Genomic DNA, 25,848 nt, shown 5'->3' on the forward strand with positions numbered 1-25,848 from the left:
GCTCAGGCATAGCCATTGATAATTGCCAGCATAGAAACAATCCAGTTTCTCAATGAGACTGCCACACCGATCATGGCCGCTTGTTCGTCCCATCACCCAGGAGCCCCAGACATGAGCCTGATCAAACGTTTCCTGCAGTCGTCCCGTCCCGCCCGGCAAACCGCCGACACACCCGCGGAAGCGCATCCGAACTTCTGGATGTACCCCTGATTCAGCTGCCCGCGCCCACCACCCGCAACGGCACCTGCCGCCCGGCCTTCTGCGCCAGGTAGCGGGTGCAGCTGACGCGCAGGAACGAGGCGAAGTTGACCACCTCGCCACGCAGGTCCATGACCTCTTCGTAGAGCTTGGTGATCAGCTGGTTGGTGGTCATGCCATCGACTTCGGCGATTTCACGCAGGATGTCCCAGAACTGGTTCTCCAGGCGCAAGGTGGTGACCACGCCACGAATGCGCAGCGAGCGTGAGCGCGACTCGTAGAGAATCGGATCGGCCTTCACATAGAGTTCGCACATCGGCGCTGTCTCCTCTCGGGCGTTGCGGCCCGGATGCGTTCGGGGAATGGCGCCATGATGCACCCCGAATCCGCTCCGGGCCACGTTGCGCTACAGACGGATTTCCGTCCCCAGCACCTTGAGAAACGCCGCCAGCCAGGCCGGATGCGCAGGCCAGGCCGGCGCCGTGACCAGCTTGCCCTGCACGTGCGCCTGGTCCACCGGAATATCCACGTAGGTGCCGCCAGACAGCCCCACCTCCGGCGCACAGGCCGGGTAGGCGCTGCACTCGCGTCCTTCCAGCACACCGGCGGCCGCCAGCAGTTGCGGGCCGTGGCAAACCGCAGCGATGGGCTTGTCCGCGCTGGCGAACGCCTTGACCAGGGCGACGACGTCCGCATTCAGTCGCAGGTATTCGGGCGCACGGCCACCGGGCACCAGCAGCGCGTCGTAATCCTCGGCGCGGACCTTGTCGAAGTCATGGTTCAGGGCAAAGTTGTGCCCGGGCTTCTCGCTGTAGGTCTGGTCGCCCTCGAAGTCGTGGATGGCGGTTCGCACCGTCTGCCCCGCGACCTTGCCCGGGCACACCGCATGCACCGTGTGACCGACCATCTGCAGGGCCTGGAACGGCACCATGGTTTCGTAGTCCTCGGCGTAGTCGCCGACCAGCATGAGAATTTTCTTGGCAGCCATGATCGTCTCCTGAAGGTAGGTTGAACGAGGCCATTATTCGCCCCTAAAGCTTCCGACAGGTAACAACCGGGTACTACTCCCCGACGCGATCAGATACCGACCTTGTCCAGCGCTTCGCCGATCGAGCGCCAGAAACCACGCTGCGGTCGCTCCGGCTCCTGGTGGCTGGCGGCGATGCGGGCCATCGGCTGCACCAGGCGGGTCGCCCCGAGTTCGTGCTGCGCCAACTCGGCCGAGACCAGTTGCAAGGGGCCATCGCCGCCACTCTGCAGCGCCCCGCCCTGTGGTGGCGGGCCGTCCTCGTCGTAACGCAGGTAGTAGGTGCCGCCGACGGCAGCATCCAGGGTGAAGCTGGAGATCAGGGTGAAATCCAGCGGGCCGTCGGCCAGCAAGGTCCAGAAGCTGCCCGCCAGTGGCCGGCGCATTTCCAGCTTGTAGTTGGCCGCCTCGAATTCGAATGCCAGGTAGCCGTTGCTCGGCAGGCTGCCGATCAGCTGGTTGTCGAGAAACAGCCCCGGCGCCTCCAGTTCCTGGTCGGCCCAATCGTTGCGCGGGCGATAGAGGTAGACCAGGGCGCGATTCTCGTCGCTGAGCACATGCGGCTCGAAGACTTCACCCTCGGTGGCGCCGAAGAAGGCCCCAGGCGTGGAACAGGCGGCAAGCAGGACGATGGGCAGCGACGACAGCAGACGACGCATCGGTCATTCCTTCTGATGATGATGCGTCGAGCTTAGCCGCAGTGCCTGCCGACGGCACCCGACGAAAGTGCGGCCCGGTACCTCGCCGATGCGCCAGCGGCCGCAAGCACGACGAAAAAGGCCGACATCGAAGTCGGCCCTGGTCCCTGCCGGTGTCGCTCAGAGTGCGTACTGTTGCAGGTTCGCCATCATTTCCTTGAGCGCCTCGACGTTGTCCGCCGGATGCGCGGCGCCGTCGAAATCGCAGATGCGCTGCCACTGCGCGGCGACGTCGTCAGGGCTGAAACCGGCGCGCGGATCGAAACCGACACCCAGGCTGCGCTCCCAGCGCACCTTGCCGATCCAGCCGCCACCGACCTCGTAGAGGCCGCCGGTGTCCTGGCAGGCGGCGCTACCGAGGTACACCACCAGCGGGCTGACCAGCTCGGGCTTGAGCTGCTCGAACACCTGCGGCGGGATCAGCCCTTCGGTCATGCGCGTGGCGCCGGTGGGCGCGATGGCGTTGATCAGGATGTTGTTCTTGCGCCCTTCGATGGCCAGCGTGCGGGTCAGGCCATAGAGGCCGAGCTTGGCCATGCCGTAGTTGCTCTGGCCGAAGTTGCCGTAGATGCCCGAGGTGGACGAGGTGAAGATCACCCGCCCGAAATTCTGCTCGCGCAGGTGCGGCCAGGCGGCACGGGTGGTCTTGTAGGCGCCTTCGACGTGGACCTTGTAGACTAGGTCCCAGTCGGCGTCTTCCATCTTGTGGAAGCTCTTGTCGCGCAGGATGCCGGCATTGTTGACCAGCACGTCGATGCGGCCGAAGGTATCCAGCGCGGTCTGCACGATCTTGTCCCCATCGGTGACCGAATCATGGTTGGCCACCGCCGTACCGCCGAAGGCGCGAATCTCTTCCACCACCTTGTCCGCGGCCGACGCGTTGGCCCCTTCGCCATGGGTGCTGCCGCCCAGATCATTGACCACCACCCTGGCCCCGTGACGGGCGAACAACAGGGCATGGGCGCGGCCCAGGCCACCACCGGCACCGGTGACTATGACCACTTGATCTTCGAAACGGATGGCATCGCTCATCGAAAGCTCCCTCGGCAGAATGTGAATGCCCCGAGTGTCAGGCAGCCCCGCACGCTTCACAAGGCGCGCGCGGCACCTGAATGACGGCCGATAATGCGACCTTATGCGAGGCGCAGCAGACTCAGGTGGTCGTACAGGTGCATCACGTGCGCGGCGGCATATTCGCCGTGGCTCAGCGCACCGTAGGCGAAATGCGGCTGCAACTCGCCCTGGTATGAGGCGAAACGCACGAAGGCGCTGCGCAGCCGCTGCAGCGCGGCTTCCTGGCGGTCCGGCTCGAGCAGCGCAGCCGCGCCGGGAATCGGCTCGTCGAGCGGGTGCCGCATGCCGCCGCGTGCGCTGAACACGGCGAATGCCGCAGGCCCGAGGCTGTGGCGAAACCAGGCCGGCTTGAGCCGGGGGTAGCCGTCGATGGAGTAGTCGATGCTCTGTGCGCAGTGATTGAACACCTCGCTCGGGCTCCAGCCGCGCAGGCTCTGCAGCGCCCTGCCCTGCAGATCGGCCAGCACCTGCTGCGCGGCAGCGAGGCTCAGCGCAGCCGGGCACGGGCCACCGGGCAAGGCCCAGAACCCGGCGCCAAGCGCAGCCACGCCAGCAACGGCGGTACCTTTCAGCAGTGTTCGGCGCTGCATGCCACGGTCTCCGGCAGATCACGGAACTGCAGATAATGCGCGAGCACCTGGTCAGGCGCCTCGAGCTGCGGGTAATGGCCGATGCCCTCCAGCAGCACGGTATCGGCCGCGGTGATCAGCTCGCGGTAGCGCGCCACCATGTGCGCACCGGAGATGGGGTCGACGGCGCCATCGATGACGCGCATCGGCACCTGCGTCGCCTGCATCGCCGCGACCCAGCGCTCGCGTTGCTGGCGCCGCTCGGGCATGTAGCGGATCAGACGGTGCATCACCGCCGGGCCGTTGTTGTGCTCGATCAGTTGCCACAGCGCATCCAGCTCGGCCTCACTGGCCTGGGTATGCGGACCGAGGATGCGGGCAAAGCTCTGCGCCAGCTTGCGCCGTGAGAACAGCCGCCCGATCAGCGGCCCCAGGGGGCCCAGCAGCAGTTTCTGCACGCGCACCGGATGGTGGGTCTCGGGGAACAGGCCGCCATTGAGGAACACGCAACTGGCCAGTTGCAGGCGCCCCTCCTGATGGCGGGCGATCAGCTCCTGCGCCACGCTGTCGCCATAGTCGTGCGCCAGCACGTGCACGGGGCGTCGCTCGCCGACCTGCGCCAGCAGCGCCTGCTGCAGGTCGGCCTGCTCCAGCAGGCTGTAGGCATGGCCACGCGGCTTGGCCGAATAACCGAAACCGAGCATGTCGCAGGCGATCAGCCGGTAGCGCCCGGCCAGCGGTGCCCACAGGCGATGCCAGTCCCAGCTCGCGGTGGGGAAGCCATGGATCAGCAGCAGGGGCTCGGCATCCGCCGCGCCTGCCAGCCAGTAGCGTATCGGCTGGCCGGCGAAGGTCATGGTCCGGCCCTGCGCCTGCCAGTGCTGCAGGTCGATGCCTGGCAGTTCGCTCACTGGTCGTAGCCCGGCATCTGCTGATCCAGCTTGCGCAGCAGCGCCGGCCAGGGCAATGCGCCGCCCATGCCCTGCTGCGTCTTCATCACCCCGGCGATCATCGCCCTGGCGCCATCGAGAATCTGCTGCGGGATGTGGATCAGCTCGGTGCCCGCGCCCTGCGCCATGACCTGGATCTCGCAGGCGCGTTGCAGGGTGAACATACCGAGGAAGGCATCGGCGATGCTGCCGAAGGCGGTGAGCAGGCCATGGTTGGGCAGGATCATGAAGTTCTTGTCGCCCAGGTCGGCCTGCAGGCGCGCCTTCTCGTCATGGTTCAGCGCCACGCCCTCGTACCCGTGGTAAGCCAGGCTGGCGAGGACGAACAGCGACTGCTGGGACAGCGGCAACAGGCCCTGTTTCTGCGCCGACACGGCGATGCCCGCCGGCGTATGGATATGCAGCACGCAACCGACATCGTGGCGCACCTCGTGCACCGCGCTGTGGATGGTGTAGCCGGCCGGATTGATGTCGAACGGGCTGTCCATCAGCTTGCTGCCGGCCAGGTCGACCTTGACCAGGCTCGACGCGGTGATTTCGTGGAACATCAGCCCGTAGGGGTTGATGAGGAAATCCTCGGTGCCCGGCACCTTGGCCGAGATATGGGTGAAGATCAGGTCATCCCAACCGTACAGCGCGATCAGGCGATAGCACGCCGCGAGGTCGACGCGGGTGCGCCATTCGGCCTCGGAGACCTGATTCTTCACGGCAGGGAGTTTCAGCGGAGCATTCACGGCGGTCACCTCGATATTCTTGTTGGTCGGTGGTGTCCGCAGTCTAGTCCTGCGCTTGTCGGGCGGTAGTCTCCCTGGCAGCCATCTTGATGGCTTTGCGGGTCACGAGGCTGGCGCGCCGAGGGGCGATAAGCGGGTATTCGCCGTGGTGATCGGCGTGTCAGAGCAGCTCGGGATACTCGGCCACCAGCTGCGGCCACTGCGCCTGAGCCTGCGGATCATCGGCCAGCAAGCGGAAGCCGGCGAACTGAAACTCCGGTGCCACGCTGCAGCCGACCAGGGTGTAGGGCCCTGTCGAACGGGCGGCCTGCCAGGCATGGGCAGGCACGGCGCGCTGCGGCAACTGCTCGCCCTCGACGGGACCGAGCAGCTCGCAACGCGGGCTGCCAGGCGCATCGGCGATCAGCAGTTGCAACGGATCGCCCTCGTGGAAATGCCACAGCTCATCGGCATCGACCTGGTGCCAGCGACTCACCACTCCACCCGGCAGCAGGAACAGAATGGCGCTGGAGGCCGCCCGCCCCTGCGCATCGCGCTGCGAGGCAACGAACAGCCGCCGGTAGAAACCGCCCTCCGGATGCGCGTCGAGGCCGAGGCGCTCGATCAACTGCCGCGCACGCGGGTGCATGTCAGCCCTTCAGCGCAGTAGCCAGCGCCTGCAGCCAGGGCTCTGCGTCGCTTTCCGGGGTGACCGTCTCGCTGGAGTCCAGGCGCAGCATCTCGACCGCCTCGCGCAGGCCCAGCTCGGCATACAGCTCGCGCATCAGCTCGCCGCCGCCACAGAAGGTGTCATAGCTGGAGTCGCCCAGCGCCAGCACTGCGGCGGGTCGCCCCGCCATGGCCGGCAGACGGTCACGCAGCTCGCTGTACAGCGGCAGCAGGTTGTCCGGCAGCTCGCCCATGCCGGTGGTGGAGGTAACGGTGAGCAAGGCATCGGGGGCGAACGCCAGCAGTTCATCGAGGCTCATGTTCGCTTTGTGCCAGGCATCCAGCCCGGCAGCCTTGAGCTGACGCTCGGCGTGGCGGGCGACTTCCTCGGCCGTGCCGTAGACCGATCCCGAGACGATGGCGACTTTCATGACAACTCCAGAAACAGGAAAAACGCCGCGCATTATGCCGCAAGTAGACAGCATGACCCGATGTTTTAGAATGCTCTGCATATCCTTTGCGGAATCGAACCGATGATCAATGCCAAGCTACTGCAACTGGTAGTCGACGCCTCCAACGACGGAATCGTGGTGGCCGAGCAGGAAGGTGAAGACAACATCCTCATCTATGCCAACGCGGCGTTCGAGCGTCTGACCGGCTACGCCAGCGACGACATCCTCTACCAGGACTGCCGTTTCCTGCAGGGCAGCGACCGCGCACAGGCCGGCCTGCAGGCGATTCGCGATGCGGTCAAGGCGCAACGGCCCTGCCGCCAGATCATCCGCAACTACCGCAAGGACGGCAGCGCCTTCTGGAACGAGCTGTCGATCACCCCGGTGCTCAACGAAGGCGACCAGCTGACCTACTACATCGGCATCCAGAAGGACGTCACCGAGCAGGTACAGGCCCAGCAGCGCGTCAAGGAGCTGGAAAGCGAAGTGGCCGAGCTGAAGGCCGAGCTGGCACGCCTGAAAAGCTGACGAACGGACAAAACTATCCGCCGGTAACGCAGTCCGAAGGGTTTACCCCCCTTGTAGTCTCATTCCATGCAACGCGACCCACTGCTGACCCAGGCCGAGCTGGATTTCATCCAGGAACTCATCTCCCAGCCCCTGCGCGCGCCCCGCTCGGCGGCTGTCGCGCAGCTGGCCATCGGCGAGCAGCTGAGCGCACTGCTGAGCCACGTGAGCGACGCCCGGCAGTTGAGCCTGAACACCCACAGCGACCACGAGCACCTGAGCTTTCCGCTGTATCTGGTCCAGGACAGCGAGACGCAGTCACGCCTGGAGCTTGGCGCCCCGCTGATCTTCGAGCAGGGTTTGCACGAACGCCCCTGGCGCCTGCAACTGCCCGGCCCGCTGCCCCTGCTCGACGGCAACGAGCAGCCCAGTGGACTGACGGCGCTGGAGCTGTCGAACAACGGCATGCTGGTGCAGTACGCCAAGGCCGGTACTCCGGCCAAGGACCAGTTGCTGCAACTGATGCTGCCGATGGAGCGCCGCGTGCAGCTGCGCGCCTGCCTGGTCCGGCGCGTCGACCGTCGGCATTACGCCTACAGCGTGGAAACCCTGCACGCCGAAGACGAGCAGACGTTGCGTCAGTATCTCTTCGAGAAGCACAGCGAGCATCGGCAACAGCCTGAAGCCATCGTCTGACGCAGCGCCGGCAGGCTCCCCGTTCAGGTATCGAGATGCCCGGCCAGGAACTGCCGGAGGCGCCGCTGCATCAGCCGCGCCTCGCTCCCCAGGCAGGCGATTGGCGAGCCGGCCAGGCTCTCCTCGGCCAGATCGGCCCCTTCCCCGGCGAGCAACAATGGGCATTGCAACCCCAGTGCGAGACGCGTCAGTTGTCGTGGCAGCTCGTCGCCAGGCGGTTGCTGGCTGAAGATGACCAGCGCGTGCGGCTGCATGCGCTCGCAGACCAGCGCCAGGTCGGTCAGCGGCGTGCCCGGCCCCATCACCGTCACGTCGATGTCATGACTGCCGAGCAGCAGCGCGGCGACCAGCAGTTCGAGCTCCCGACAGTGATTCGGCAATGCCACCAGCAGCACGCGCTGCCGCGACTCGTCGCGCCCCAGCTGCAGGCGCTGCCAGCAACGTCCGCGCAGGAAGGCATCGAGCATCAGCCATTCGCTGCGCTGACCCGGATCGTCCTGGCGCAGCAGCAGCTCCTGCCAGACCGGCATGAGGATGTCCTGGAACACCACCGGCAAGGGGTAGCAGGAGAAGATCTGCCCATACAGGCGCGCCACGCTGGCCTCGTCGAAATGCTGTAGGGCACTGCGCAGCTGCTCCTGCCACTGGCTCCAGTCATCACCGCTGACCTCGTTGTAGGCCGGCGCCGGAGCCGTGCGACTGCTGGCACTCTTGGCCAGGATGGAACCGACCTTGCTGACCGCAACACCGCGCTCGATCCAGGCCAGGATGCTGCGCACCGCGTCGATGTCGGCCTGGGAGTAGAGGCGATGGCCACTGTCGGTACGCGTCGGCTGGATCAGCCCGTAGCGCCGCTCCCAGGCACGCAGGGTGACGGGGTTGACCCCGGTCAGACGCGACACCTCGCGGATCGGGAACAGCTCTTCCTGCTTCAAGGCATTGGACGCAAGTGAAGTGACACCAGCGAGTTCGGACATGGCTTCGGGCATCGCGGCAAGTGACAGGCCGGCATTGTAACCCAGCCTGTGCACACACCCTATACAACGCCGTGCGCTGCACAACAATGCAGCTCCAACGGCGCCATGCGCCCTGCCTGGGTGCAGCTCGACAGTGCCTGCCTGCGCGCCTGGCGGCTGTGAGCCCGCGCCATATGAGGGGGCTGGCTAATTTGCACAAAACCGGAATAATCCTTGCTGCATTTTTCGTCGAGCACAGCACCCCGTGCCCGACAGCGCCTGATGCCCCACCCGGCCAAGGCAACATTCGAGGAGATACACAATGTCCCCTGTTACCCTCATGGTGGCGCGCCGCGTCGCCAACGGTCGTTATCACGACTTCATCGCCTGGCTGCGTGAAGGCGAACACCTCGCCACCGACTTCCCCGGCTATCTCGGTTCCGGCGTGCTGGCGCCACCGCCAGGTGACGACGAATTCCAGATCGTGTTCCGCTTCAGCGACGAGCAGACCATGGCCTCCTGGGAACACTCGGCCTCGCGCCAGGCCTGGCTCGCACGGGGCGCCGGCCTGTTCGCCCAGCCTCAGGAGAAACGCGCCGTCGGCCTCGATGCCTGGTTCGGCAGCAGCCTTCGCCAACCTCCGCGCTGGAAACAGAGCGTGGCCATCTGGCTGGCCTTCTTTCCCGTCTCGCTGGCCTTCAACCTGCTGTTCGGCCCCTGGCTGGCGGACCTGTCGCTGGTGACCCGCATACTGCTGTCGACGCTGGCCCTGACGCCACTGATGACCTACCTGTTCATACCGCTCTCGACCCGGCTGCTCGAACCCTGGCTGCAAGGTAACTATCAGACGCGTCTGAGCAGGCGTGCCGCCAGCATCGGCAAACCCTGACCCTTGACCGTTTCGACGACCGGCCAGCCCTGTGCTGGCCGGTTGCGTTCTGCCCGCTGGCCGCCGAAAACCTATACACGCAACAATAAATGTACAAATAAAGTACAACAAGCTGCCAAGCATAACTGAGCAAAAAAGCCTTTAAAGTCAGCAAAATGGGCAAGCCAGCTGACCCAGACGCTAAACCCGCACGCTTCACATGGTTGTACAAGCGACAGCTCTGGTATAGCTTTGTCCATGGCTTGGTGCGTGCCGCCTGCCACTGGTCAGGTACCCAAGGGCGGTACAGCCAGGCCTTCGCCCTTTCTGCGTGAGTCGCACATGAGCGCTGCCTCTTTACCCATTTTGATCACCGGTGCCGGCCAGCGGGTCGGCCTGTACTGCGCCGAGCGCCTGCTCGACGAGGGTCAACCGGTGATCATCAGCTATCGCCAGGAACGCGACAGCATCGCGCGGTTGCGTGAGCGTGGCGCCATTGCCATGCAGGCGGACTTCAGCGACGAAGCCGGCATCATGCGTTTCATCGAACAGCTCAGGAGCCAGTGCCGAGGCCTGCGTGCCATCGTGCACAACGCCTCGCAGTGGCTGGCGGAAACGCCAGGCGCGGAAGCCGAAGTCTTCCGCCAGCTGTTCACCGTGCACATGCTCGCGCCCTACCTGATCAACCTGCACTGCAGCGAATTGCTGCTGCAGTCCGAACAGGCGGATATCGTCCACGTCAGCGACGACGTGGTGCGCAAGGGCAGCGCCAATCGTTCGGCCTATTGCGCCAGCAAGGCCGGCCTGGAGAGTCTGACCCTGTCGTTCGCCGCGCGCCTGGGCCCCCGTATCAAGGTCAATGGCATCGCCCCGGCACTGCTGATGTTCAACGCGGGTGACGACGAGGCCTATCGCGCCAAGGCCCTGGAGAAATCGGCGCTGGGTATCGAGCCCGGCCCACAGGCCTTCTATCAGAGCCTGCGCTACCTGCTCGACAACCCCTACCTGACCGGAACCACCCTTACCCTCAATGGTGGTCGCCACCTCAAGTGAGGCGCCCACTCATCAGGACACTGCCATGAGCGAACCCCTTTCCCAGCACTACCGCGAAATTCTCAAGGGCCTCGGTGAAAACCCCGAGCGCGAAGGCCTGCTCGACACGCCCAAACGCGCGGCCAAGGCCATGCAGTACCTCTGCCATGGCTATCAGCAGTCGCTGGAGGAGATCGTCAACGGCGCGCTGTTCGAGTCCGACAACGACGAGATGGTGATCGTCAAGGACATCGAGCTGTACTCGCTGTGCGAGCACCACCTGCTGCCCTTCATCGGCAAGGCGCACGTGGCCTACATCCCCACCGGCAAGGTGCTGGGCCTGTCCAAGGTGGCGCGCATCGTCGACATGTACGCGCGGCGTCTGCAGATCCAGGAAAACCTGACCAAGCAGATCGCCGATGCCATTGCCCGCGTGACCAAAGCCGCCGGCGTCGCCGTGGTGATCGAAGCCAAGCACATGTGCATGATGATGCGCGGCGTGGAGAAGCAGAACTCGGTGATGAGCAGCTCGGTAATGCTTGGTGCTTTCCGCGAGTCCTGCAACACTCGTCACGAATTCCTGCAATTGATCGGACGGAACAGCTAATGCCGCGACTGGAACCCGGAATGGCGCGCATCCGCGTCAAGGACCTGCGCCTGCGCACCTACATTGGCATCAAGGAAGAGGAGATCAACAACAAGCAGGACGTGTTGATCAACCTGACCATCCTCTATCCGGCAGTCGATGCCGTGGAAGTCAACGACATCGACCACGCCCTCAACTACCGCACCATCACCAAGGCGATCATCGCCCATGTCGAAGGCAACCGCTTCGCCCTGCTGGAACGCCTGACGCAGGAGATTCTCGACCTGGTCATGGCCCACCAGGCCGTGCGCTACGCCGAGGTGGAAGTGGACAAACCCCATGCCCTGCGCTTCGCCGAATCGGTGTCCATCACCCTCGCCGGCCATCGCTGACGGCGGCTTGCTGCCTCCCGGCGAGGCTCTTATCATCGCCGCCATCTAATCCCGGAGAGCCCGCCATGACCGAACAACAACGTCTGGAACTGGAAGCCGCAACCTTTCGCGCCCTGCTGCAGCACCTGCGCACGCGCTCTGACGTGCAGAACATCGACCTGATGAACCTGGCCGGTTTCTGCCGCAACTGCCTGTCGAAGTGGTACAAGGCCGCGGCCGACGATCAGGGCCTCGAGGTCAGCGTCGATCAGGCCCGCGAGACGGTGTACGGCATGCCCTACGCCGACTGGAAAGCCAAGTACCAGACAGAAGCATCGGCCGAACAGAAGGCCGCATTCGAACAAGGAAAACACTGATGACCGCTCTCAGCGCCCTGCGCAGCCGCCTGCTGCAGGACGACTTCGCCTTCAGCGAAACCCTGGCCTTCGTCGCCGAGCACTACGACTACCAGCCCAGCGCCTTCCGTAATGGCGCCGTGGAAAACGCCGCCGGACAGAACGAAGGCTCGTGCAAGACCCTGGGCCTGGCACTGCTGGAAGGCTTCAGCCAGGAAGAAGCGCTGCGCGCCTTCGGCGAGCACTACCGTAGCGTGCTGGCCACGCCGCAAGGCAGCGACCACGGCAACATTCGCGCACTGCAGGCCCACGGCCTGGAAGGCGTCGCGTTCGAGCAGCAACCGCTCACCCGAAAAGCCTGAAGCTGCAGCGCAAAAAATTGCGCAATTGTCAGCAAATGCTGACAGACATCACATTGCCATCGCTTTATCCTGCGCGCCATAACAACTCATGGAACACGAGGGAACGTGTTCTGCGCGCAGTCGCCCTTCCCTCCTGTTTCGCGCTCGGCATGGAGTCGACCGATGCAGCAGACCCTGGTATGGAAACCCTGGCACACCCCCGGCGTGGAAACCCTGCGCCTGAGTCAGGATGCCCACGGCATCCACGCGACCAGCCACCTCATGCAGGTGATCAAGGGCAACAGCATCGTTGCCAACTACCTGATCGACTGTGACGCAAGCTGGCGCTTCCGCCGCCTCTGGCTCAAGGTCGACAACCACGGCCAGCGCCGCATCTGCCTGCAGCGCGATCTGCGTGGCCGCTGGCTGCTCGACGGCGAGCATCGCCCGGACCTGCAGGAGTGCCAGCACGTCATGTTGTCGGCCTCGCCCTTCACCCACACGCCGCCGCTGCAACGCAGTGCCCTGGAAACCGGGCAGAGCGACGAGATGCGCGTCGCCTACGTCGACCTGCTGAGCCTCAAGGTGGAGGCGCGCCAGCAACGCTACCAGTGCCTGCAGCGTCGCCCTGGCGAGAGCCTGTACCGCAGCCAGGCCGAAGGCCGTGAACATCAGGAGCTGAGCGTCGATGACCAGGCCCTGCTGCTCAAGGCCAGCGAACACTACCTGCGCCTGAGCCAGCGCGAACTGAAGGTCAGCGCGCTGGTGTAGAGGGCCGCGAGGCGTGACGCTGACGCCGCCCTTCGTCAGATGGGCAGTTGCCCGAAGGCCCAGCGCAACAGGAAGAACACCAGCAAGCCGCCGCCGATGGTCGCCAGCAGATGCCGGGTACAGGCGGCAATGGCGATGGCCGCCAGGCCGGCCAGCAGGTAGGCGTTGTTCCAGCTCAGCGCCCAGTGTTGCCCGTCCGGCAACAGCATGCCCGGCACCACGATGGCGCTCAGCACGGCGGTCGGCACGTAATGCAGCCCTTGCCGGACCAGGGGCGGGAATCGCAGGTCGGGGAAAGCGAACAGGCTGTAGCGGGTGACGAAGGTAATCGCCAGCATGCCGAGGATCAGCAACCAGATATCCATCAGACCAGCTCCTCCTGCAGCAGCGGCCGACGCCGCTCCAGCCATACCCCGACGACGATGCCGCTGGCTGCGGCGGCCATCAGCCCAAGCTTGTAGGGCAGCGCATGGCAGACCAGCGCGACGCCTGCCGCGACCAGGGCGGCGGCGACCTGTGGCTGGTTGCGCAGCATCGGCACGACGATGCCGATGAAGGTCGCCAGCATGGCGAAGTCCAGGCCCCAGGCACCGATGTTCGGCACGGCCTGGCCGAACAGCACGCCGACCAGCGTGCACAGTTGCCAGTTGCAGTACATGGCCAGCGCCGCACCGAGGAAATACCAGTGGCGATGGGCGCCCTGGTCACCCCGCGCATAACGCTGCACCACCACCGCGTAGGCTTCGTCGGTGAGCCAGAAGGCCAGCGGCATGCGCCAGCGCTTGGGCAGGTGGCGCACGTGGGGCTGCATACTGGCGCTGTACAGGGCATGGCGCAGGTTGACCACGAACGTGGTCAGCAGCACCACGGTGATGCCGGCACCGCCCGCCAGCAAGCTGATGGCGATGAACTGCGCCGAGCCGGCGAAGACCAGCAGGGACATCCCCTGCGTCTGCCAGGGATCGAGCCCGGCGGAACCGGCCAGGCTGCCGAAGATGATGCCGAAGGGAATGGCGCCGAGCAGCATGGGCAGCATATCGCGGGCACCCTGGGTGAACTCGTGTTGACGGGACATGGAACCTCCTTGGGCAGACGAGCTTAGCCAGGCGGTCCGGGTCGGGTCTTGAACGTTCTTGCTGTCAGTAGAAACCGGCGACGATCTCCTGCACGCAGGCGGGGTCGAGGTCGCGCTGCATCACCACCCCCTCGAGCCCGAGCAGATCGCCGAGGTCCGAGTAGATGCCACGGCCACGTTCGCTGACCGCCTTCTCGCTGCCGTCGGCGCACAGCAGGCGATAGTCGAAGGCGAACGGTCGTGCGACGCGCACGCCCTCCTGGACGCGACGCCAGACCCGCTCGCGATCCTGCGGATGAATCAGGCTGTTGAACGTCAGGCTCTGGCTGTCGACCAGCGCCTGCGGTGCATGGCCGGTCAGCTCCAGGCAGCCGGCGCTGACGTACTCCATGCTCCAGTGGCGGTTGTTGCGGCAGCGGTAGACCATCAGCGGCAGGCCATCGAGCAGGTTGTTGAGGCTGCGATGGCGCGCCTGCAACTGCTGGTGCACGGGGACCTGGGCGCTGATATCGGCCAGGCTGGCGACAAAGCCACCCGGCCGCCGGACCAGGCGCACCTCGACCCAGTGCAGCTCGCCAGCCGGGCCGAGGTAGCGCAGGCTGCCGACCCAGGGTGCCGCGCCTGTCTCCAGACCCTGCATCGCCTGCTGCCACAGGTTGCGATCCTCGATGTGCAGGAACTGGCGGTGGTCGAGGCCCAGGCAGTCGCCCACGCGCCGCCCGCTGAGCAGCTCCCAGCCACGATTGCCACGCAGCATCGCCCCGGCCGCGTCCAGCTGGATCAGCGCCACCGGCAGTTCATCGAAACCCAGCGCGCCGGCCTCGGCCCTGGCCACGCGGCCACCCAGGCGGCCCAGATAATGGATCAGCCGCTTCATCACTGCCCTCCCGCGCCATCGATCAGTTGGCTGCGATGCGCCCAGGCCGCCAGTTCCAGGCGCGAACGCAGGTTGAGCTTGCTCAGCAGATGCTTCACGTAGACCTTCACCGTGCCCTCGCTGATACCCAGTTGCCGGGCAATCAGCTTGTTGCTGAAACCCTCGCTGATCAGCGCCAGCGTCTGCCGCTCACGTTCGGTCAGCTCGACACGCGCGGGCTCGTGCGACACGTCATCGCGCATGCCGCCGGCCAGCAGCGCCGACAGCGCCGGATCGAGCCGCGCCTGCCCACTGGCACAGGCCCGCACCGCATCCAGCAGTTCCTCCGGCTCGCGGTCCTTGAGCAGATAGCCATCGGCACCTGCCCGCAACGCGGCCAGCAGATCGTCGCGGGCGGCCGAGGCGGTCAGCACCATGACCCGGCTGGCCGGCAGGTCGAGCTTGAGCATGTGCAGGGTGTCAAGGCCATCCAGACCGGGCATGTGCAGGTCGAGCAGGATCATCTGCGGCTCCACGCGCCGCGCCAGCTCGATGCCTGCGGCGCCGCCGGAAACGCTGCCGACCACGCGGAATTCCCCGGACGACTCGAACAGCTCGGCCAGCCCGCGACGCAGCAGCGGATGATCGTCGATCAACAGCAGGCTGAAGGGCGCGCTCATGTCCGCCCCCAGTGCAGGCGCACGCAGGTGCCGCGTCCCGGCGCCGACTCGATCGACAGCTGCGCGCCAATGGCCGCCGCCCGCTCACGCATGATCGTCACACCGAAATGCCCGCCCTCGGGCGGCTGCGCCGGCAAGCCGACACCGTCGTCATGCACCTCGACCACCGCGCCGCTGCCCTGTGGCCACAGGCGGATCCACACCTGCCGCGCATGCGAATGGCGCACGACGTTGGCCAGCGCCTCGCGCACGATCTGCAGCACCTGCAATTGCGCCTCGCTCGGCAGCGCATGGGCCGGCAGGCGGTTGTCCAGGCTGAAGACGCAGCCGCTGCTGCGCGAGAACTCCTCCACCGAGCTTTCCAGTGCCTGGCGCAGCGAGCGGCCATCCATGGTCAGCCGCGCGCTGCTGATCAGTTCGCGCACCTGCCGGTGCATGACCCGCAGGCCGTCGCGCAAGTCATCGAGCATGACCTGCGCGGCATCGTGCTGGCGCTCGTCCAGCACGGTCTGCAGGCGGCTGGCGCGGATCTGCAGGTAACTGAGCTGCTGCGCCACCGAATCGTGCAGCTCCCGCGCCAGTACGCCGCGCTCGGCGCTCAGCTCGCGTCGGCGCAGACGCCGCTCCTCGGCGAAGGCCTGCAACGCCTCGCCCAGGGGGCGGCTCATCTCACGCAGGCGCTCGCGCTGCCACAGCTGCGGGCGCTGCGGGAAATCCACCCGCAACAGCGCCCCCTGCCGGTCCTCCTGGTAAAGGCCGGCCAGGGCACGGTAGCGGCCCTGGGCCAGACAGCCCGGGCAGAGGCGTACCCGGCCCGGCAAGGGCGGTTCGATGCAGTGCGCGGGACAGTCGCCCGCCACCCAGTCCTCCGCTGTCCCCAGGTGGCGCCAGCCGGGTGCGCCGAGCTGCGGCAACGACAGCTGCACGGCCGCCGCCTGCAATGCCCGCTGCAGGTGCGGCAGCAGCTCCAGCAACGGCGCATCGGCACCGGCCTGCTGCAACAGACGCAGGGGCAATGCGGCGAGTGCCTGGCGATAGGCCGGCGGTTCCGGCACGTCTCGCGGTCGACGCTCGACCAGGAAGGTACGCAGTAGCAACTGGAGCATGCGCTCTCCGCCATGGCCCGTGATGGTGGATGGAACCAGCAAATTCCATGCCCCAACGCCGCCCTGCAAAGCACTGACAAGAAAGATTATTTCCTTGAGAGAAATCACCGACGCCGCCGCACCGCACCAGCACGACGCAGGTAAGCCCCGCTGCGGGGCAGTGTCGGACGTCCGCCTACCCCCAAGGAGGTATTCCTTCCGGGCGAATTGCAGGCCGGTGTCAGGGCCGTATCGTATTTCCCACAAGGAACTTTTATTTCCTGAAAATCATTAGAACCCTCGACACGGGAGACCCACCATGACCACTCGCATCGCCATCATCGGCGCCGGCCCCTGCGGCCTGGCCCAGTTGCGTGCCTTCCAGTCCGCTGCGGCCAAAGGCGCGGACATCCCGGAGCTGGTCTGCTTTGAAAAGCAGAGCGACTGGGGTGGCATGTGGAACTACACCTGGCGCACCGGCCTCGACGAGCATGGCGAACCCGTGCACGGCAGCATGTACCGCTACCTGTGGTCGAACGGACCGAAGGAATGCCTGGAGTTCGCCGACTACACCTTCGACGAGCACTTCGGCCGCCCCATGGGCTCCTACCCGCCGCGCGAAGTGCTGTGGGACTACATCAAGGGGCGCGTCGAGAAGGCCGGCGTGCGCCGCTACATCCAGTTCAACACTGCCGTGCGCGGGGTGAGCTTCGACGAGGCCAGCGGCCAGTTCGACGTCACCGTGCACAGCTATGACCAGGACCTCACCCGCACCGAGCGCTTCGACTACGTGGTGGTCGCCAGCGGCCACTTCTCCACGCCCAACGTGCCTTACTTCGAGGGTTTCGAGAGCTTCGCCGGGCGCGTGCTGCACGCCCATGACTTCCGCGATGCCCTGGAATTCAAGGGCAAGGACGTGCTCATCGTCGGCTCCAGCTATTCGGCCGAGGACATCGGCTCGCAGTGCTACAAGTACGGCGCACGCTCGATCACCAGCTGCTACCGCACCGCGCCGATGGGCTACCGGTGGCCGGAGAACTGGGAGGAGAAACCCCTGCTGACGCACGTCCAGGGCAGCAGCGCGTTCTTCGCCGACGGCACCAGCAAGCACATCGACGCCATCGTCCTGTGCACCGGCTACAAGCACCACTTCCCCTTCCTCGCGGAGGCGCTGCGGCTGAAGACCGACAACCGCCTGTGGCCCCTGAACCTGTACAAGGGCGTGCTGTGGGAAGACAACCCGAAACTGATCTACCTCGGCATGCAGGACCAGTGGTACAGCTTCAACATGTTCGATGCCCAGGCCTGGTACGCCCGCGACGTGATCCTCGGGCGCATCGCCCTGCCCGAGCAGGCCGCCATGCACGCCGAGGACCTGGCCTGGCGCGAGGAAGAACTGACCCTGAAGAACGCCCAGGAAATGTTCGAATTCCAGGGCAAGTACATCCAGACGCTGATCGATGCCACCGACTACCCGAGCTTCGACATCGCCGCGGTGAACCAGACCTTCCTCGAGTGGAAGCACGACAAGTACGACGACATCATGGGCTACCGCAACAAGTGCCACCGCTCACTGATGACCGGCACCCTGGCCACGCCGCACCACACCTCCTGGCTGGAAGCGCTGGACGACTCGCTCGCGGCCTACCTGGCGGACACGCCCCAGGCGGCCATCAAGGCCGTGAGCTGACGCCGGCTCCTGCGAAAAACCGCCGCCTCATCCTCCATCCTTGCGGAGCCTCTCATGTTGCAACCTGTGATCAGCCGGCCGCACGAGCCGGCGCTGTTCGCCCGCGCGCCGGGGCTGGAACGCCATCGCGTCGCCCCCGGCGGCCTGACGGTGATCGCCCTGGAACCCGGCGACCGCCTGGAGGTGATCGACCGCGAAGGCGATCAGTGCGGCGAGTTGCTGGCCTTCGACGACAACGGCCGCGAAGCGCTCGCCGCTCTCGGCCTGCAGGGCAGCGCCGGCGCCGACTTCATCGGCCGCCTGCTCAGCGACGGCAGCCGTGAGTCGCTGCACGTCGCCAGCGGCCTGGGCAAACGCCGGGTCGACTGCCGCCACCTGCCGCCCGCCGCGCGTCTGTGGCCAGCGGGCACGCCTGCCGGCTTCAGCCGCGCCTTCACCAGCAGCGCGGCAGTGCTGGTGGTGGTCGCGGCGCCTGGCGCTCCGGTGGCCGTGGACGCGCAGCAACGTGCCAGCGAACTGCGCCTGATCATCCAGCGCGCCAATCCGGCGAGCCTGTTGCTGCCGGCCCTGCCCGCTCCGCTCGGCGAGGTGATCGACGAGTTCACCCTCGCCCCCGGCACGGCGCGCGACTACGTCGTCGCCCCCGGTCAGTACATCCAGGTGCTCGACGTCGCCGGGCGGCAATGCTCGGACTTCGTCGCCTTCGACCGCCGCGGCCTGGACGCCGGGCGGGAGATCGACCTCGACCCCACCGTCACCCGCACCCTCAACGGCAACGCCTACCCGGGCCCCGGCCTGTTCAGCAAGTTCTTCGATCGTGATCTGCAGCCGATGCTGGAAGTGGTGCGCGACACCGTTGGCCGGCACGACACCTTCGCCCTGGCCTGCACCGCGCGCTACTACGAAACGCAGGGCTACTTCGGCCACGCCAACTGCAGCGACAACATCAGCCGTGCCCTCGCCGCCCATGGCGTGCAGGGCCGGCGCGGCTGGCCGGCGATCAACTTCTTCTTCAACACCGGGGTCGACGCGCACCAGCAGCTGACCCTCGACGAGCCCTGGTCGCGCCCTGGCGACTATGTGCTGCTCAAGGCCATGCGCGAGCTGGTCTGCGCCAGCAGCGCGTGCCCGGACGACATCGACCCGGCCAACGGCTGGCAGCCGACCGACATCCACATTCGCCTGTATTCCGACAAGGAGCGCTTCAGTATCGCCATGGCCAACCGCATGACCCCCGATGCCGACCCGGTGCTGACCCGGGAGAGCGGCTTTCACCCTGGCACCAGCGCCCTCACCCGCCAGTTCATCGACTACCGCGGCTGGTGGACGCCGACCCACTTCGACGGCTACGGCACCCTGGAGGAATACCAGGCCTGCCGCGAACGCGTGGCGGTGATGGATCTCTCCGCGCTGCGCAAGTTCGAGGTGCTCGGCCCCGACGCCGAAGCGCTGCTCAACCACTGCCTGACCCGCGACGTGCGCAAGCTGGCGGTCGGCCAGGTGGTGTACAGCGCCATGTGCTACGAGCACGGCGGCATGCTCGACGACGGCACGCTGCTGCGCCTCGGCGCGGATGCGTTCCGCTGGATCGGCGGCGAGGACTTCGGCGGCGAGTGGCTGCGTCAGCAGGCGGCGAAACTGGGCATGAAGGTATGGATCAAGTCCGCTTCCGAGCAGATCCACAACATCGCCGTGCAGGGCCCGCTGAGCCGCGCCCTGCTCAGCCAGATGATCTGGACGCCCGCGACCCAGCCGACGCTGGAGGAGCTGGGCTGGTTCCGCTTCCTGATCGGCCGCCTGAACGACTATGACGGCCCGCCCGTGATGGTGTCGCGCACCGGCTACACCGGCGAACTGGGCTATGAAATCTGGTGCCACCCGGACCACGCCATGCAGGTCTGGCAGCGCCTCTGGCAGCTCGGCGAGCCGCTGGGCCTGGCGCCACTGGGGCTGCATGCGCTGGACATGCTGCGCATCGAGGCCGGACTGATCTTCGCCGGCTACGAATTCAGCGACCAGACCGACCCGTTCGAGGCCGGCATCGGTTTCTGCGTGCCCCTCAAGAGCAAGCAGGACGACTTCATCGGCCGCGCGGCTCTGCTGCGGCGCAAGGAGCACCCGCAACAGCGTCTGGTCGGCCTCGAGCTGGACGGCAACGAGCCGGCTGCGCATGGCGACTGCGTGCACGTCGGCCGTGCCCAGGTCGGGGTGGTGACCAGCGCCACGCGCTCGCCCAGCCTGGGCAAGAACATCGCCCTGTGCCGCCTGGCGGTCGACTACTGCGAGCCGGGCACCCGCGTGGAAATCGGCAAGCTCGACGGTCAGCAGAAGCGCATCGGCGCCAGCGTCGCCCATGGCACGGTGGCCTTCGACCCGGACAAGAGCCGTGTGCGCGGCTGAAAGTCGGCCGTTCGCGGCGACATCGCGAACGACGACCTCGCGACTTGGACAGGGAATTGCTTGGCAACTCCCCAGCACCTTCGTCAACGTCCAAGGAGGATCGGCCGATGTGGTTCAGCAATACGACCCGAAACCTGGCCAGTGAACTCAACCAGTGGCTCGAGCACCTGCTCAGCCACCGCCAACCGGCAGGCGCCCGCCCGCACCTGCAGCAGCAGCCGCAGTTGCTCGGCAGCCTGGAGCGCCTGCAACGCGACTGGGACGAGCTGCAGCGCATTCGCCAGCACAGCGAGCAGCAGCCTGCCGCGCCCTGCAGCGCCGAGGACTATGCGGCGTTGCAGCGCCGCCTGCTCCAGGCCGAGCAGCAGAGTGCACGGCTGCAGGACGAGTTGCACGCCAGCCAGGCGCACAACCAGGGCTTCCTGGAAGAGCGTGCGCACTGGGAGGAAGAGCGCCAGGTCTGGGAGCTGACCAAGCGCACCCTGACCGAGGGCTGCTGGGCGATGAACGTAGTCGATGGCGACCCGGACCACCCGCAGAACCTCATCCGCTGGTCCGAGCAGTTCCGCGAACTGATCGGCTACAGCCGCGCCGAGTTTCCCGACGGCTGGGACAGCTACTTCAAGGTGGTCAATCAGGACGACCTGAAAGCCGTGATGCAGGCCTTCAACGCCTCGATGGTGGACAAGAGCGGCGACAGCTTCTACGCCGTGGAGTACCGCATGCAGCACAAGACACGGGGCGAAGTCTGGTTCCGCGAGCGCGGCCGCTGCCTGCGCGATGCCCAGGGCAAGCTGCTCTACGTCACCGGCGCGGTGCGCGAGATCAGCGACGAGAAAGCCGCCGCGCACATGCACGAGCGTGAGCAGGCCAGCATCCAGGCCACCTACGGGCAGATCGCCCAGGTCGCCGGGGTGATCAAGAGCATCGCCGAACAGACCAACCTGCTGGCCCTCAACGCCGCCATCGAAGCCGCGCGCGCGGGCGAACAGGGACGCGGCTTCGCGGTGGTCGCCGACGAGGTCCGCAACCTGGCCCGGCGCACCCAGGAATCGGTGCAGCAGATCCAGGGCATGTTGCAGCAGAACCGCTGAAGAACGACCCATTTTCAGGCGTGATGCCCCCTAACTGAACACTAACGGGGCATTTTTTGACCAGCCTTTCCAGCCGTGGCCAGCGTCCCCGGCGCTGGCGCCAGACGGCACTTCTGGCACAAGGATTGCCTATTCTTTTTGGGAATTTTTTATAACTACAGATAAATAAAAGCGTCCGAGCGCCCTTCAACGCACTGCCATGACCGACACCTATTCCAAGAACAGCATCGAGGATTGATAGATGGAAGAGCAGAAGACACCCACTCTGGAGGAGCTACAGGCCCTCATAGAGATGACCAACACCCTGAATATGGAAATATTCTACTGGTGGTGCATCGCCCTGATGATCTGCATTCACGTGGGCTTCCTGTCGTACGAGATCGGTGCGTCGCGCCTGAAGAATGCGCTGGCCGCCGGCGTCAAGAACATCCTCGCCTTCGGCTTCATCGTCCCCAGCGTGTTCCTGCTCGGCTGGGCGGTCTACAACGGCTTCCCGGACGGCATCGTGCCGCGCATGGACGCCATCCTCGCCGGCATGCCCTGGAGCCAGTCCATGGGGCCGAACATCAGCGACAACGCCACCGGTATCTTCTGGGCCGCCTTCGCCATGTTCGCCGCCACCACCGGCTCGATTCTCTCCGGTGCGCTGATCGAACGGACGCGTATGAGCGCCTTCATCATCATGACCATCTTCCTCGGCGGCTTCCTCTGGCTGCTGGCGGCGGCGTGGGGCTGGCACCCGGAAGGCTGGCTGACCGTCAAATGGGGCTTCCATGACGTCGGCGCGGCAGGCTGCGTGCACATGATCGCCGGCTTCTTCACCCTGGCGGTGGTCATGAACCTCGGTGCCCGCATCGGCCGCTTCAACGCCGACGGCAGCGCCAATGCCATCGTCGGCCACAGCATGCCGATGAGCGTGGTCGGCCTGATGCTGATCATCGTCGGCTTCTTCGGCTTCCTCGGCGGCTGCATCATCTACAACTCGGGCGCGCAGTGGATCAACATCTACGGCCAGCCGACCAACCTCTCGGCCTTCGCCTTCAACACCCTGATGGGCTTCGCCGGCGGCCTGATCGGCGCCTACCTGACCACCCGCGAGCCGTTCTGGATGATGTCCGGCGGCCTGGTCGGCATCATCTCCGTGGCACCGGGTCTGGATCTCTACCACCCCGGCCTGGCCTACCTGATCGGCATGGCCGTGTCGGCCACCGCGCCGCTGGTCAACAACCTGCTGCTCAAGTTCCGCCTCGACGACGCCGTGGGCGCCTTCGCCGTGCACGGTTTCGGCGGTTTCGCCGGCATCGTCATCAGCGGCATCTTCCTCGCCGGCTACCCGAACGTGAACGGCATGCCACCGATCAGCTTCCTCGGCCAACTCGGCGGCGCCGTGGTCATGGCCGCCCTGGGCTTCATCCCTGGCTACCTGCTGTCCTACGCGCTGAAGAAAGCCGACCTGCTGCGCGTACCGGCACATGCCGAGGAGCGTGGTCTGGACCTGACCGAAGTACCGGCCCAGGCCTACCCGGAATGGACCTCGATGTATGGCCCGAGCACCAGCGTCGGCGGCAGCGAGCCGGCTCCGCTGGCCACCGCCGAGCCGAAATCCGCCTGACTCTTTCCCTAGCCTGACCGCACACGCGGCCAGGCCCATTGCGAGGAACACAGCATGAGCATCACGACCTACGAAGGCGCCAGCGCCGTATTCACCTTCGCCGACAAGCCCGCGATCCTGGTCTTCATCAGCCTGCTGGTGGCCGGCGTCAGCCTCTACGCGCTGATCGCCACCATGATCCACGAGAAGCACAGCTACGCCCTGCCGGACGAAAAGCTGCCCAAGCTCAAGTAAGCCCCCGGCCGGCGGCGCCCGCCGCCGGCCACCTGCGCCTGCCGCCCCCGGCGGTATGCGCTACCCTCCCCCGCGACATCGACCTTCCCTCTTTTTCGGCAAGGAGCCCACATGCTCGAGCGCCCCTACCTGTTCATCGATGGCCAGTGGCTCGCCGCGCAGAGCGGCGAGCATTTCGACGTATTCGATCCCAGCGACGCCAGCCTGCTGGCCAGGGTTGCCGCCGCCGGCCGCGCCGATGTCGACCTGGCCGTGCGTGCGGCCCGGCGCGCGTTCGACACGGGCAACTGGCCGCGCCTCGGCGGTCGCCAGCGCGCCGCCGTGCTCAGGCGCATCGCCAACGGCATCCGTGCCCGCCAGGACGAACTGGCGCTGCTCGAGGTGCGTGACAACGGCAAGCCACTACCCGAGGCGCAATGGGATATCGCCGACGCCGCCGGCTGCTTCGACTTCTACGCCGACCTCGCCGCCGATCTGGACGACGACGAGCGCACCGTTCCTCTGGGCGATGCTCGTTTTCGCGCCAGCGTGATGCGCGAACCCGTGGGCGTGGCCGCAGCGGTCATCCCCTGGAACTACCCCCTGCTGATGGCGGCCTGGAAAGTCGCCCCGGCCCTGGCCGCCGGCTGCGCCATGGTCCTCAAGCCCTCTGAACTGACGCCACTGAGCGCCCTGGAACTGGCGGGCATCGCCAACGATGCCGGCCTGCCGCCTGGCGTGCTCAACGTGCTGCCTGGCCTCGGCAGCGAAGCCGGCGCGGCGCTGGTGGAACACCCGGGCGTCGACAAGATCGCCTTCACCGGCAGCCTGCCCACCGGCAGCCAGATCATGCAGGCCGCCGCCCGCGAGGTGAAGAACATCAGCCTGGAGCTGGGCGGCAAGTCGCCCTTCATGGTCTTCGCCGACAGCGACATCGAAGCGGCGGTGGAATGGATCATGTTCGGCATCTTCTGGAACCAGGGCCAGGTCTGCTCCGCCACGTCACGCGTGCTGGTGGAACGCGCGCTGTACCCCGATCTGCTGCAGCGCCTGAGCGAGGAAGCGCACAAGATCCGCATCGGCAACGGTCTGGAGGACGGCGTGCTGTTGGGCCCGCTGGTCAGCGCCGGCCAGCACGCCAAGGTCAGCGCCGCGATCGCCCAGGGCATCGCCGATGGTGCGCGCCTGGTCTGCGGCGGCAAGCCGCCGGCAGGTCTCGAGCAGGGCTGGTTCATGCAGCCGACGGTGTTCGCCGACGTACCGCTGGACTGTGCCCTGTGGCGCGAGGAAATCTTCGGCCCGGTGGTCTGCGTCAACCCCTTCGACAGCGAGGCCGACGCCCTGCGCCTGGCCAACGACAGTGAGTTCGGCCTGGCCGCCGCCGTCATGTCCGCCGACCTCGAACGCTGCGAACGACTCGCCCGCAGGCTGCAGGCCGGCATCGTCTGGATCAACTGTTCGCAACCGACCTTCAGCGAACTGCCCTGGGGCGGCGTGAAGCGCAGCGGCATCGGCCGCGAACTGGGCGAATGGGGCCTGGACAACTACCTGGAAACCAAGCAGATCACCCGCTACGAAAGCCGTGACCCCTGGGCCTGGTACCTGAAGCCGGGGCGCTAGCGCGCGGCCATCAGGTAGTCCAGCAGCCGCGCCATCAACGCGTTGCCCGCTGCATAGCGGCCGGGCTCAGCGGCCAGTTGCGCTGCACTCTGCACCCAGGGCCCCGGCTGCAACTCGGCGGCGCATTCGCGCAGCAGTTCGCTGACGATGGCCGGAGTCATTTCCGGGTGGCACTGCAGGCCGATCACCCGTCGACCGAGTTGGAACGCCTGGTGCCGGCACGCCTCGCTGGAGGCCAGCAGCCTGGCACCGGCCGGCAGCTCGAAGGTTTCGCCATGCCAGTGCAGCAGCTCGACACGCTCGGGAAAGGCGAAGCAGTCCTCACCAGCCGACTCGGCCCGCGATACCGGGAACCAGCCGATCTCCGGCAGTGCATTGGCCTGAACCCGAGCCCCCAGTGCACTGGCGATCAGTTGCGCGCCCAGGCATACCCCGAGCACTGCCGTGCCGGCCTCGATGGCATGGCGCAGGAACGCCTTCTCCGTGACCAGCCAGGGCAGCTCGACTTCGTCGTTGACGCTCATCGGCCCGCCCATGGCGACGATCAGGTCGCAGCTGCCCGGATCGGGCAACTGCACATCCGCCTCGTAGAAACGGCTGTAGTGCAGCTCGGCGCCACGGCTACGAAACCAGTCGGCCATGCTGCCGACATCCTCGAATGGCACGTGTTGCAACACCTGAACGCGCAT

The 25,848-nt window shown here is 66.2% G+C and carries 31 protein-coding genes; 15 read left to right on the forward strand and 16 right to left on the reverse strand.

Annotation, left to right across the window (positions count from 1 at the left end; all coding sequences use genetic code 11):
• Window positions 1–211: 211 nt before the first annotated feature.
• From JLK41_RS14670 to JLK41_RS14710, 9 genes are all read right to left on the reverse strand, one after another.
• Window positions 212–514, reverse strand: coding sequence for a ribbon-helix-helix domain-containing protein (locus JLK41_RS14670; RefSeq protein ID WP_037048108.1), 303 nt, complete (start codon window positions 512–514; stop codon window positions 212–214).
• Window positions 515–604: 90 nt separating this feature from the next.
• Window positions 605–1,186, reverse strand: coding sequence for a DJ-1/PfpI family protein (locus tag JLK41_RS14675; protein ID WP_047591142.1), 582 nt, complete (start codon window positions 1,184–1,186; stop codon window positions 605–607).
• A gap of 89 nt (window positions 1,187–1,275) precedes the next feature.
• Entirely contained in the window at window positions 1,276–1,884 is a 609-nt protein-coding gene (locus tag JLK41_RS14680) for a DUF2846 domain-containing protein (RefSeq protein ID WP_047591144.1), read from the reverse strand.
• 159 nt (window positions 1,885–2,043) lie between these two features.
• Entirely contained in the window at window positions 2,044–2,955 is a 912-nt protein-coding gene (locus tag JLK41_RS14685; RefSeq protein ID WP_037048115.1) for an SDR family oxidoreductase, read from the reverse strand.
• A 101-nt stretch (window positions 2,956–3,056) separates the two neighbouring features.
• Window positions 3,057–3,587, reverse strand: a complete 531-nt coding sequence (locus tag JLK41_RS14690; RefSeq protein WP_210389234.1) for a DUF1569 domain-containing protein — start codon at window positions 3,585–3,587, stop codon at window positions 3,057–3,059.
• Complete coding sequence (locus tag JLK41_RS14695) at window positions 3,566–4,477, reverse strand: alpha/beta fold hydrolase (protein WP_210389235.1); 912 nt, start codon at window positions 4,475–4,477, stop codon at window positions 3,566–3,568. Before JLK41_RS14695 ends, JLK41_RS14690 begins: the two co-directional genes overlap by 22 nt.
• Window positions 4,474–5,250 (reverse strand): class II aldolase/adducin family protein, encoded by a 777-nt coding sequence (locus JLK41_RS14700; RefSeq protein ID WP_371923158.1) that lies wholly within the window; start codon window positions 5,248–5,250, stop codon window positions 4,474–4,476. The genes JLK41_RS14695 and JLK41_RS14700 overlap by 4 nt, the downstream gene beginning before the upstream one ends.
• A 160-nt stretch (window positions 5,251–5,410) precedes the next feature.
• The gene (locus JLK41_RS14705; protein ID WP_210389236.1) at window positions 5,411–5,878 is read right to left on the reverse strand and encodes a cupin domain-containing protein; all 468 of its coding nucleotides are present in this window, start codon (window positions 5,876–5,878) and stop codon (window positions 5,411–5,413) included.
• A 1-nt stretch (window position 5,879) separates the two neighbouring features.
• Window positions 5,880–6,329 (reverse strand): flavodoxin, encoded by a 450-nt coding sequence (locus JLK41_RS14710; protein ID WP_037048125.1) that lies wholly within the window; start codon window positions 6,327–6,329, stop codon window positions 5,880–5,882.
• A gap of 102 nt (window positions 6,330–6,431) precedes the next feature.
• Here JLK41_RS14710 and JLK41_RS14715 point away from each other — a divergent pair, with 102 nt between their 5' ends.
• Entirely contained in the window at window positions 6,432–6,878 is a 447-nt protein-coding gene (locus JLK41_RS14715; RefSeq protein ID WP_037048127.1) for a PAS sensor domain-containing protein, read from the forward strand.
• A gap of 66 nt (window positions 6,879–6,944) precedes the next feature.
• Window positions 6,945–7,553, forward strand: coding sequence for a PilZ domain-containing protein (locus JLK41_RS14720; RefSeq protein WP_150605546.1), 609 nt, complete (start codon window positions 6,945–6,947; stop codon window positions 7,551–7,553).
• Window positions 7,554–7,576: 23 nt separating this feature from the next.
• Here JLK41_RS14720 and JLK41_RS14725 read toward each other — a convergent pair whose 3' ends face one another.
• Window positions 7,577–8,530: a MerR family transcriptional regulator gene (locus tag JLK41_RS14725; RefSeq protein ID WP_210389237.1), complete on the reverse strand. Its 954-nt coding sequence runs from the start codon at window positions 8,528–8,530 to the stop codon at window positions 7,577–7,579.
• 301 nt (window positions 8,531–8,831) lie between these two features.
• Here JLK41_RS14725 and JLK41_RS14730 point away from each other — a divergent pair, with 301 nt between their 5' ends.
• From JLK41_RS14730 to JLK41_RS14760, 7 genes are all read left to right on the forward strand, one after another.
• Complete coding sequence (locus tag JLK41_RS14730; RefSeq protein ID WP_037048141.1) at window positions 8,832–9,398, forward strand: antibiotic biosynthesis monooxygenase; 567 nt, start codon at window positions 8,832–8,834, stop codon at window positions 9,396–9,398.
• Window positions 9,399–9,719: 321 nt separating this feature from the next.
• Entirely contained in the window at window positions 9,720–10,430 is a 711-nt protein-coding gene (folM, locus tag JLK41_RS14735) for a dihydromonapterin reductase (RefSeq protein ID WP_210389238.1), read from the forward strand.
• A gap of 25 nt (window positions 10,431–10,455) precedes the next feature.
• Window positions 10,456–11,016: a GTP cyclohydrolase I FolE gene (gene folE / locus JLK41_RS14740; protein ID WP_210389239.1), complete on the forward strand. Its 561-nt coding sequence runs from the start codon at window positions 10,456–10,458 to the stop codon at window positions 11,014–11,016.
• The gene (gene folX, locus JLK41_RS14745) at window positions 11,016–11,387 is read left to right on the forward strand and encodes a dihydroneopterin triphosphate 2'-epimerase (protein WP_037048148.1); all 372 of its coding nucleotides are present in this window, start codon (window positions 11,016–11,018) and stop codon (window positions 11,385–11,387) included. Before folE ends, folX begins: the two co-directional genes overlap by 1 nt.
• A 65-nt stretch (window positions 11,388–11,452) precedes the next feature.
• A complete protein-coding gene (locus JLK41_RS14750) occupies window positions 11,453–11,743 on the forward strand; it encodes a DUF1244 domain-containing protein (protein ID WP_037048150.1) in 291 nt (96 codons plus the stop codon).
• Window positions 11,743–12,084, forward strand: a complete 342-nt coding sequence (locus JLK41_RS14755) for a HopJ type III effector protein (protein WP_210389240.1) — start codon at window positions 11,743–11,745, stop codon at window positions 12,082–12,084. The genes JLK41_RS14750 and JLK41_RS14755 overlap by 1 nt, the downstream gene beginning before the upstream one ends.
• 162 nt (window positions 12,085–12,246) lie before the next feature.
• The gene (locus JLK41_RS14760; RefSeq protein WP_210389241.1) at window positions 12,247–12,834 is read left to right on the forward strand and encodes a putative glycolipid-binding domain-containing protein; all 588 of its coding nucleotides are present in this window, start codon (window positions 12,247–12,249) and stop codon (window positions 12,832–12,834) included.
• Between the two features lie 35 nt (window positions 12,835–12,869).
• Here JLK41_RS14760 and JLK41_RS14765 read toward each other — a convergent pair whose 3' ends face one another.
• The 5 genes from JLK41_RS14765 to JLK41_RS14785 form a co-directional block, all read right to left on the reverse strand.
• Window positions 12,870–13,199: an AzlD domain-containing protein gene (locus JLK41_RS14765; RefSeq protein WP_047591165.1), complete on the reverse strand. Its 330-nt coding sequence runs from the start codon at window positions 13,197–13,199 to the stop codon at window positions 12,870–12,872.
• The gene (locus tag JLK41_RS14770) at window positions 13,199–13,909 is read right to left on the reverse strand and encodes an AzlC family ABC transporter permease (protein ID WP_210389242.1); all 711 of its coding nucleotides are present in this window, start codon (window positions 13,907–13,909) and stop codon (window positions 13,199–13,201) included. The genes JLK41_RS14765 and JLK41_RS14770 overlap by 1 nt, the downstream gene beginning before the upstream one ends.
• 64 nt (window positions 13,910–13,973) lie before the next feature.
• Window positions 13,974–14,786, reverse strand: a complete 813-nt coding sequence (locus JLK41_RS14775) for a PAS domain-containing protein (RefSeq protein ID WP_210389243.1) — start codon at window positions 14,784–14,786, stop codon at window positions 13,974–13,976.
• The gene (locus JLK41_RS14780; RefSeq protein WP_037048164.1) at window positions 14,786–15,445 is read right to left on the reverse strand and encodes a response regulator; all 660 of its coding nucleotides are present in this window, start codon (window positions 15,443–15,445) and stop codon (window positions 14,786–14,788) included. Before JLK41_RS14780 ends, JLK41_RS14775 begins: the two co-directional genes overlap by 1 nt.
• The gene (locus JLK41_RS14785; protein ID WP_051800532.1) at window positions 15,442–16,551 is read right to left on the reverse strand and encodes a sensor histidine kinase; all 1,110 of its coding nucleotides are present in this window, start codon (window positions 16,549–16,551) and stop codon (window positions 15,442–15,444) included. Before JLK41_RS14785 ends, JLK41_RS14780 begins: the two co-directional genes overlap by 4 nt.
• A 298-nt stretch (window positions 16,552–16,849) precedes the next feature.
• Between JLK41_RS14785 and JLK41_RS14790 the strand changes: the two genes are divergently transcribed.
• The 6 genes from JLK41_RS14790 to JLK41_RS14815 all read left to right on the forward strand — a co-directional run bounded on the left by JLK41_RS14790 (window position 16,850) and on the right by JLK41_RS14815 (window position 25,159).
• The gene (locus JLK41_RS14790) at window positions 16,850–18,220 is read left to right on the forward strand and encodes an NAD(P)-binding domain-containing protein (protein ID WP_210389244.1); all 1,371 of its coding nucleotides are present in this window, start codon (window positions 16,850–16,852) and stop codon (window positions 18,218–18,220) included.
• A 54-nt stretch (window positions 18,221–18,274) separates the two neighbouring features.
• The gene (locus JLK41_RS14795; protein ID WP_210389245.1) at window positions 18,275–20,620 is read left to right on the forward strand and encodes a trimethylamine N-oxide demethylase; all 2,346 of its coding nucleotides are present in this window, start codon (window positions 18,275–18,277) and stop codon (window positions 20,618–20,620) included.
• A 107-nt stretch (window positions 20,621–20,727) separates the two neighbouring features.
• Window positions 20,728–21,714, forward strand: coding sequence for a methyl-accepting chemotaxis protein (locus tag JLK41_RS25570; protein WP_210389246.1), 987 nt, complete (start codon window positions 20,728–20,730; stop codon window positions 21,712–21,714).
• Window positions 21,715–21,955: 241 nt separating this feature from the next.
• On the forward strand, window positions 21,956–23,326 hold the full coding sequence (locus tag JLK41_RS14805) for an ammonium transporter (protein WP_037048171.1): 1,371 nt from the start codon (window positions 21,956–21,958) through the stop codon (window positions 23,324–23,326).
• A 54-nt stretch (window positions 23,327–23,380) separates the two neighbouring features.
• Window positions 23,381–23,560, forward strand: coding sequence for a hypothetical protein (locus JLK41_RS14810; protein WP_037048173.1), 180 nt, complete (start codon window positions 23,381–23,383; stop codon window positions 23,558–23,560).
• 111 nt (window positions 23,561–23,671) lie between these two features.
• Window positions 23,672–25,159, forward strand: coding sequence for an aldehyde dehydrogenase family protein (locus JLK41_RS14815; RefSeq protein WP_210389247.1), 1,488 nt, complete (start codon window positions 23,672–23,674; stop codon window positions 25,157–25,159).
• On the opposite strand, the gene JLK41_RS14820 is transcribed toward JLK41_RS14815, so the two are convergent.
• Window positions 25,156–25,848 carry a type 1 glutamine amidotransferase gene (locus tag JLK41_RS14820; RefSeq protein ID WP_210389248.1) on the reverse strand — a complete coding sequence of 231 codons (693 nt, stop codon included), beginning with the start codon at window positions 25,846–25,848 and terminating at the stop codon, window positions 25,156–25,158. The two genes, JLK41_RS14815 and JLK41_RS14820, sit on opposite strands and share 4 nt — an antisense overlap.

The sequence above is a fragment of the Ectopseudomonas khazarica genome, from assembly GCF_017915135.1.
Classification (GTDB): domain Bacteria; phylum Pseudomonadota; class Gammaproteobacteria; order Pseudomonadales; family Pseudomonadaceae; genus Aquipseudomonas; species Aquipseudomonas khazarica.

Coding starts and splice junctions, on each gene's coding strand:
- JLK41_RS14760 (WP_210389241.1), top strand. CDS start 12,247: ATGCAGCAGACCCTGGTATGGAAACCCTGGCACACCCCCGGCGTGGAA.
- folX (WP_037048148.1), top strand. CDS start 11,016: ATGCCGCGACTGGAACCCGGAATGGCGCGCATCCGCGTCAAGGACCTG.
- JLK41_RS14810 (WP_037048173.1), top strand. CDS start 23,381: ATGAGCATCACGACCTACGAAGGCGCCAGCGCCGTATTCACCTTCGCC.
- JLK41_RS14770 (WP_210389242.1), bottom strand. CDS start 13,909: ATGTCCCGTCAACACGAGTTCACCCAGGGTGCCCGCGATATGCTGCCC.
- JLK41_RS14720 (WP_150605546.1), top strand. CDS start 6,945: ATGCAACGCGACCCACTGCTGACCCAGGCCGAGCTGGATTTCATCCAG.
- JLK41_RS14795 (WP_210389245.1), top strand. CDS start 18,275: ATGTTGCAACCTGTGATCAGCCGGCCGCACGAGCCGGCGCTGTTCGCC.
- folE (WP_210389239.1), top strand. CDS start 10,456: ATGAGCGAACCCCTTTCCCAGCACTACCGCGAAATTCTCAAGGGCCTC.
- JLK41_RS14815 (WP_210389247.1), top strand. CDS start 23,672: ATGCTCGAGCGCCCCTACCTGTTCATCGATGGCCAGTGGCTCGCCGCG.
- JLK41_RS14785 (WP_051800532.1), bottom strand. CDS start 16,551: ATGCTCCAGTTGCTACTGCGTACCTTCCTGGTCGAGCGTCGACCGCGA.
- JLK41_RS25570 (WP_210389246.1), top strand. CDS start 20,728: ATGTGGTTCAGCAATACGACCCGAAACCTGGCCAGTGAACTCAACCAG.
- JLK41_RS14765 (WP_047591165.1), bottom strand. CDS start 13,199: ATGGATATCTGGTTGCTGATCCTCGGCATGCTGGCGATTACCTTCGTC.
- JLK41_RS14820 (WP_210389248.1), bottom strand. CDS start 25,848: ATGCGCGTTCAGGTGTTGCAACACGTGCCATTCGAGGATGTCGGCAGC.
- JLK41_RS14805 (WP_037048171.1), top strand. CDS start 21,956: ATGGAAGAGCAGAAGACACCCACTCTGGAGGAGCTACAGGCCCTCATA.
- JLK41_RS14715 (WP_037048127.1), top strand. CDS start 6,432: ATGATCAATGCCAAGCTACTGCAACTGGTAGTCGACGCCTCCAACGAC.
- JLK41_RS14705 (WP_210389236.1), bottom strand. CDS start 5,878: ATGCACCCGCGTGCGCGGCAGTTGATCGAGCGCCTCGGCCTCGACGCG.
- JLK41_RS14755 (WP_210389240.1), top strand. CDS start 11,743: ATGACCGCTCTCAGCGCCCTGCGCAGCCGCCTGCTGCAGGACGACTTC.
- JLK41_RS14775 (WP_210389243.1), bottom strand. CDS start 14,786: ATGAAGCGGCTGATCCATTATCTGGGCCGCCTGGGTGGCCGCGTGGCC.
- JLK41_RS14680 (WP_047591144.1), bottom strand. CDS start 1,884: ATGCGTCGTCTGCTGTCGTCGCTGCCCATCGTCCTGCTTGCCGCCTGT.
- JLK41_RS14685 (WP_037048115.1), bottom strand. CDS start 2,955: ATGAGCGATGCCATCCGTTTCGAAGATCAAGTGGTCATAGTCACCGGT.
- JLK41_RS14725 (WP_210389237.1), bottom strand. CDS start 8,530: ATGTCCGAACTCGCTGGTGTCACTTCACTTGCGTCCAATGCCTTGAAG.
- JLK41_RS14690 (WP_210389234.1), bottom strand. CDS start 3,587: ATGCAGCGCCGAACACTGCTGAAAGGTACCGCCGTTGCTGGCGTGGCT.
- JLK41_RS14730 (WP_037048141.1), top strand. CDS start 8,832: ATGTCCCCTGTTACCCTCATGGTGGCGCGCCGCGTCGCCAACGGTCGT.
- JLK41_RS14710 (WP_037048125.1), bottom strand. CDS start 6,329: ATGAAAGTCGCCATCGTCTCGGGATCGGTCTACGGCACGGCCGAGGAA.
- JLK41_RS14790 (WP_210389244.1), top strand. CDS start 16,850: ATGACCACTCGCATCGCCATCATCGGCGCCGGCCCCTGCGGCCTGGCC.
- folM (WP_210389238.1), top strand. CDS start 9,720: ATGAGCGCTGCCTCTTTACCCATTTTGATCACCGGTGCCGGCCAGCGG.
- JLK41_RS14670 (WP_037048108.1), bottom strand. CDS start 514: ATGTGCGAACTCTATGTGAAGGCCGATCCGATTCTCTACGAGTCGCGC.
- JLK41_RS14675 (WP_047591142.1), bottom strand. CDS start 1,186: ATGGCTGCCAAGAAAATTCTCATGCTGGTCGGCGACTACGCCGAGGAC.
- JLK41_RS14780 (WP_037048164.1), bottom strand. CDS start 15,445: ATGAGCGCGCCCTTCAGCCTGCTGTTGATCGACGATCATCCGCTGCTG.
- JLK41_RS14750 (WP_037048150.1), top strand. CDS start 11,453: ATGACCGAACAACAACGTCTGGAACTGGAAGCCGCAACCTTTCGCGCC.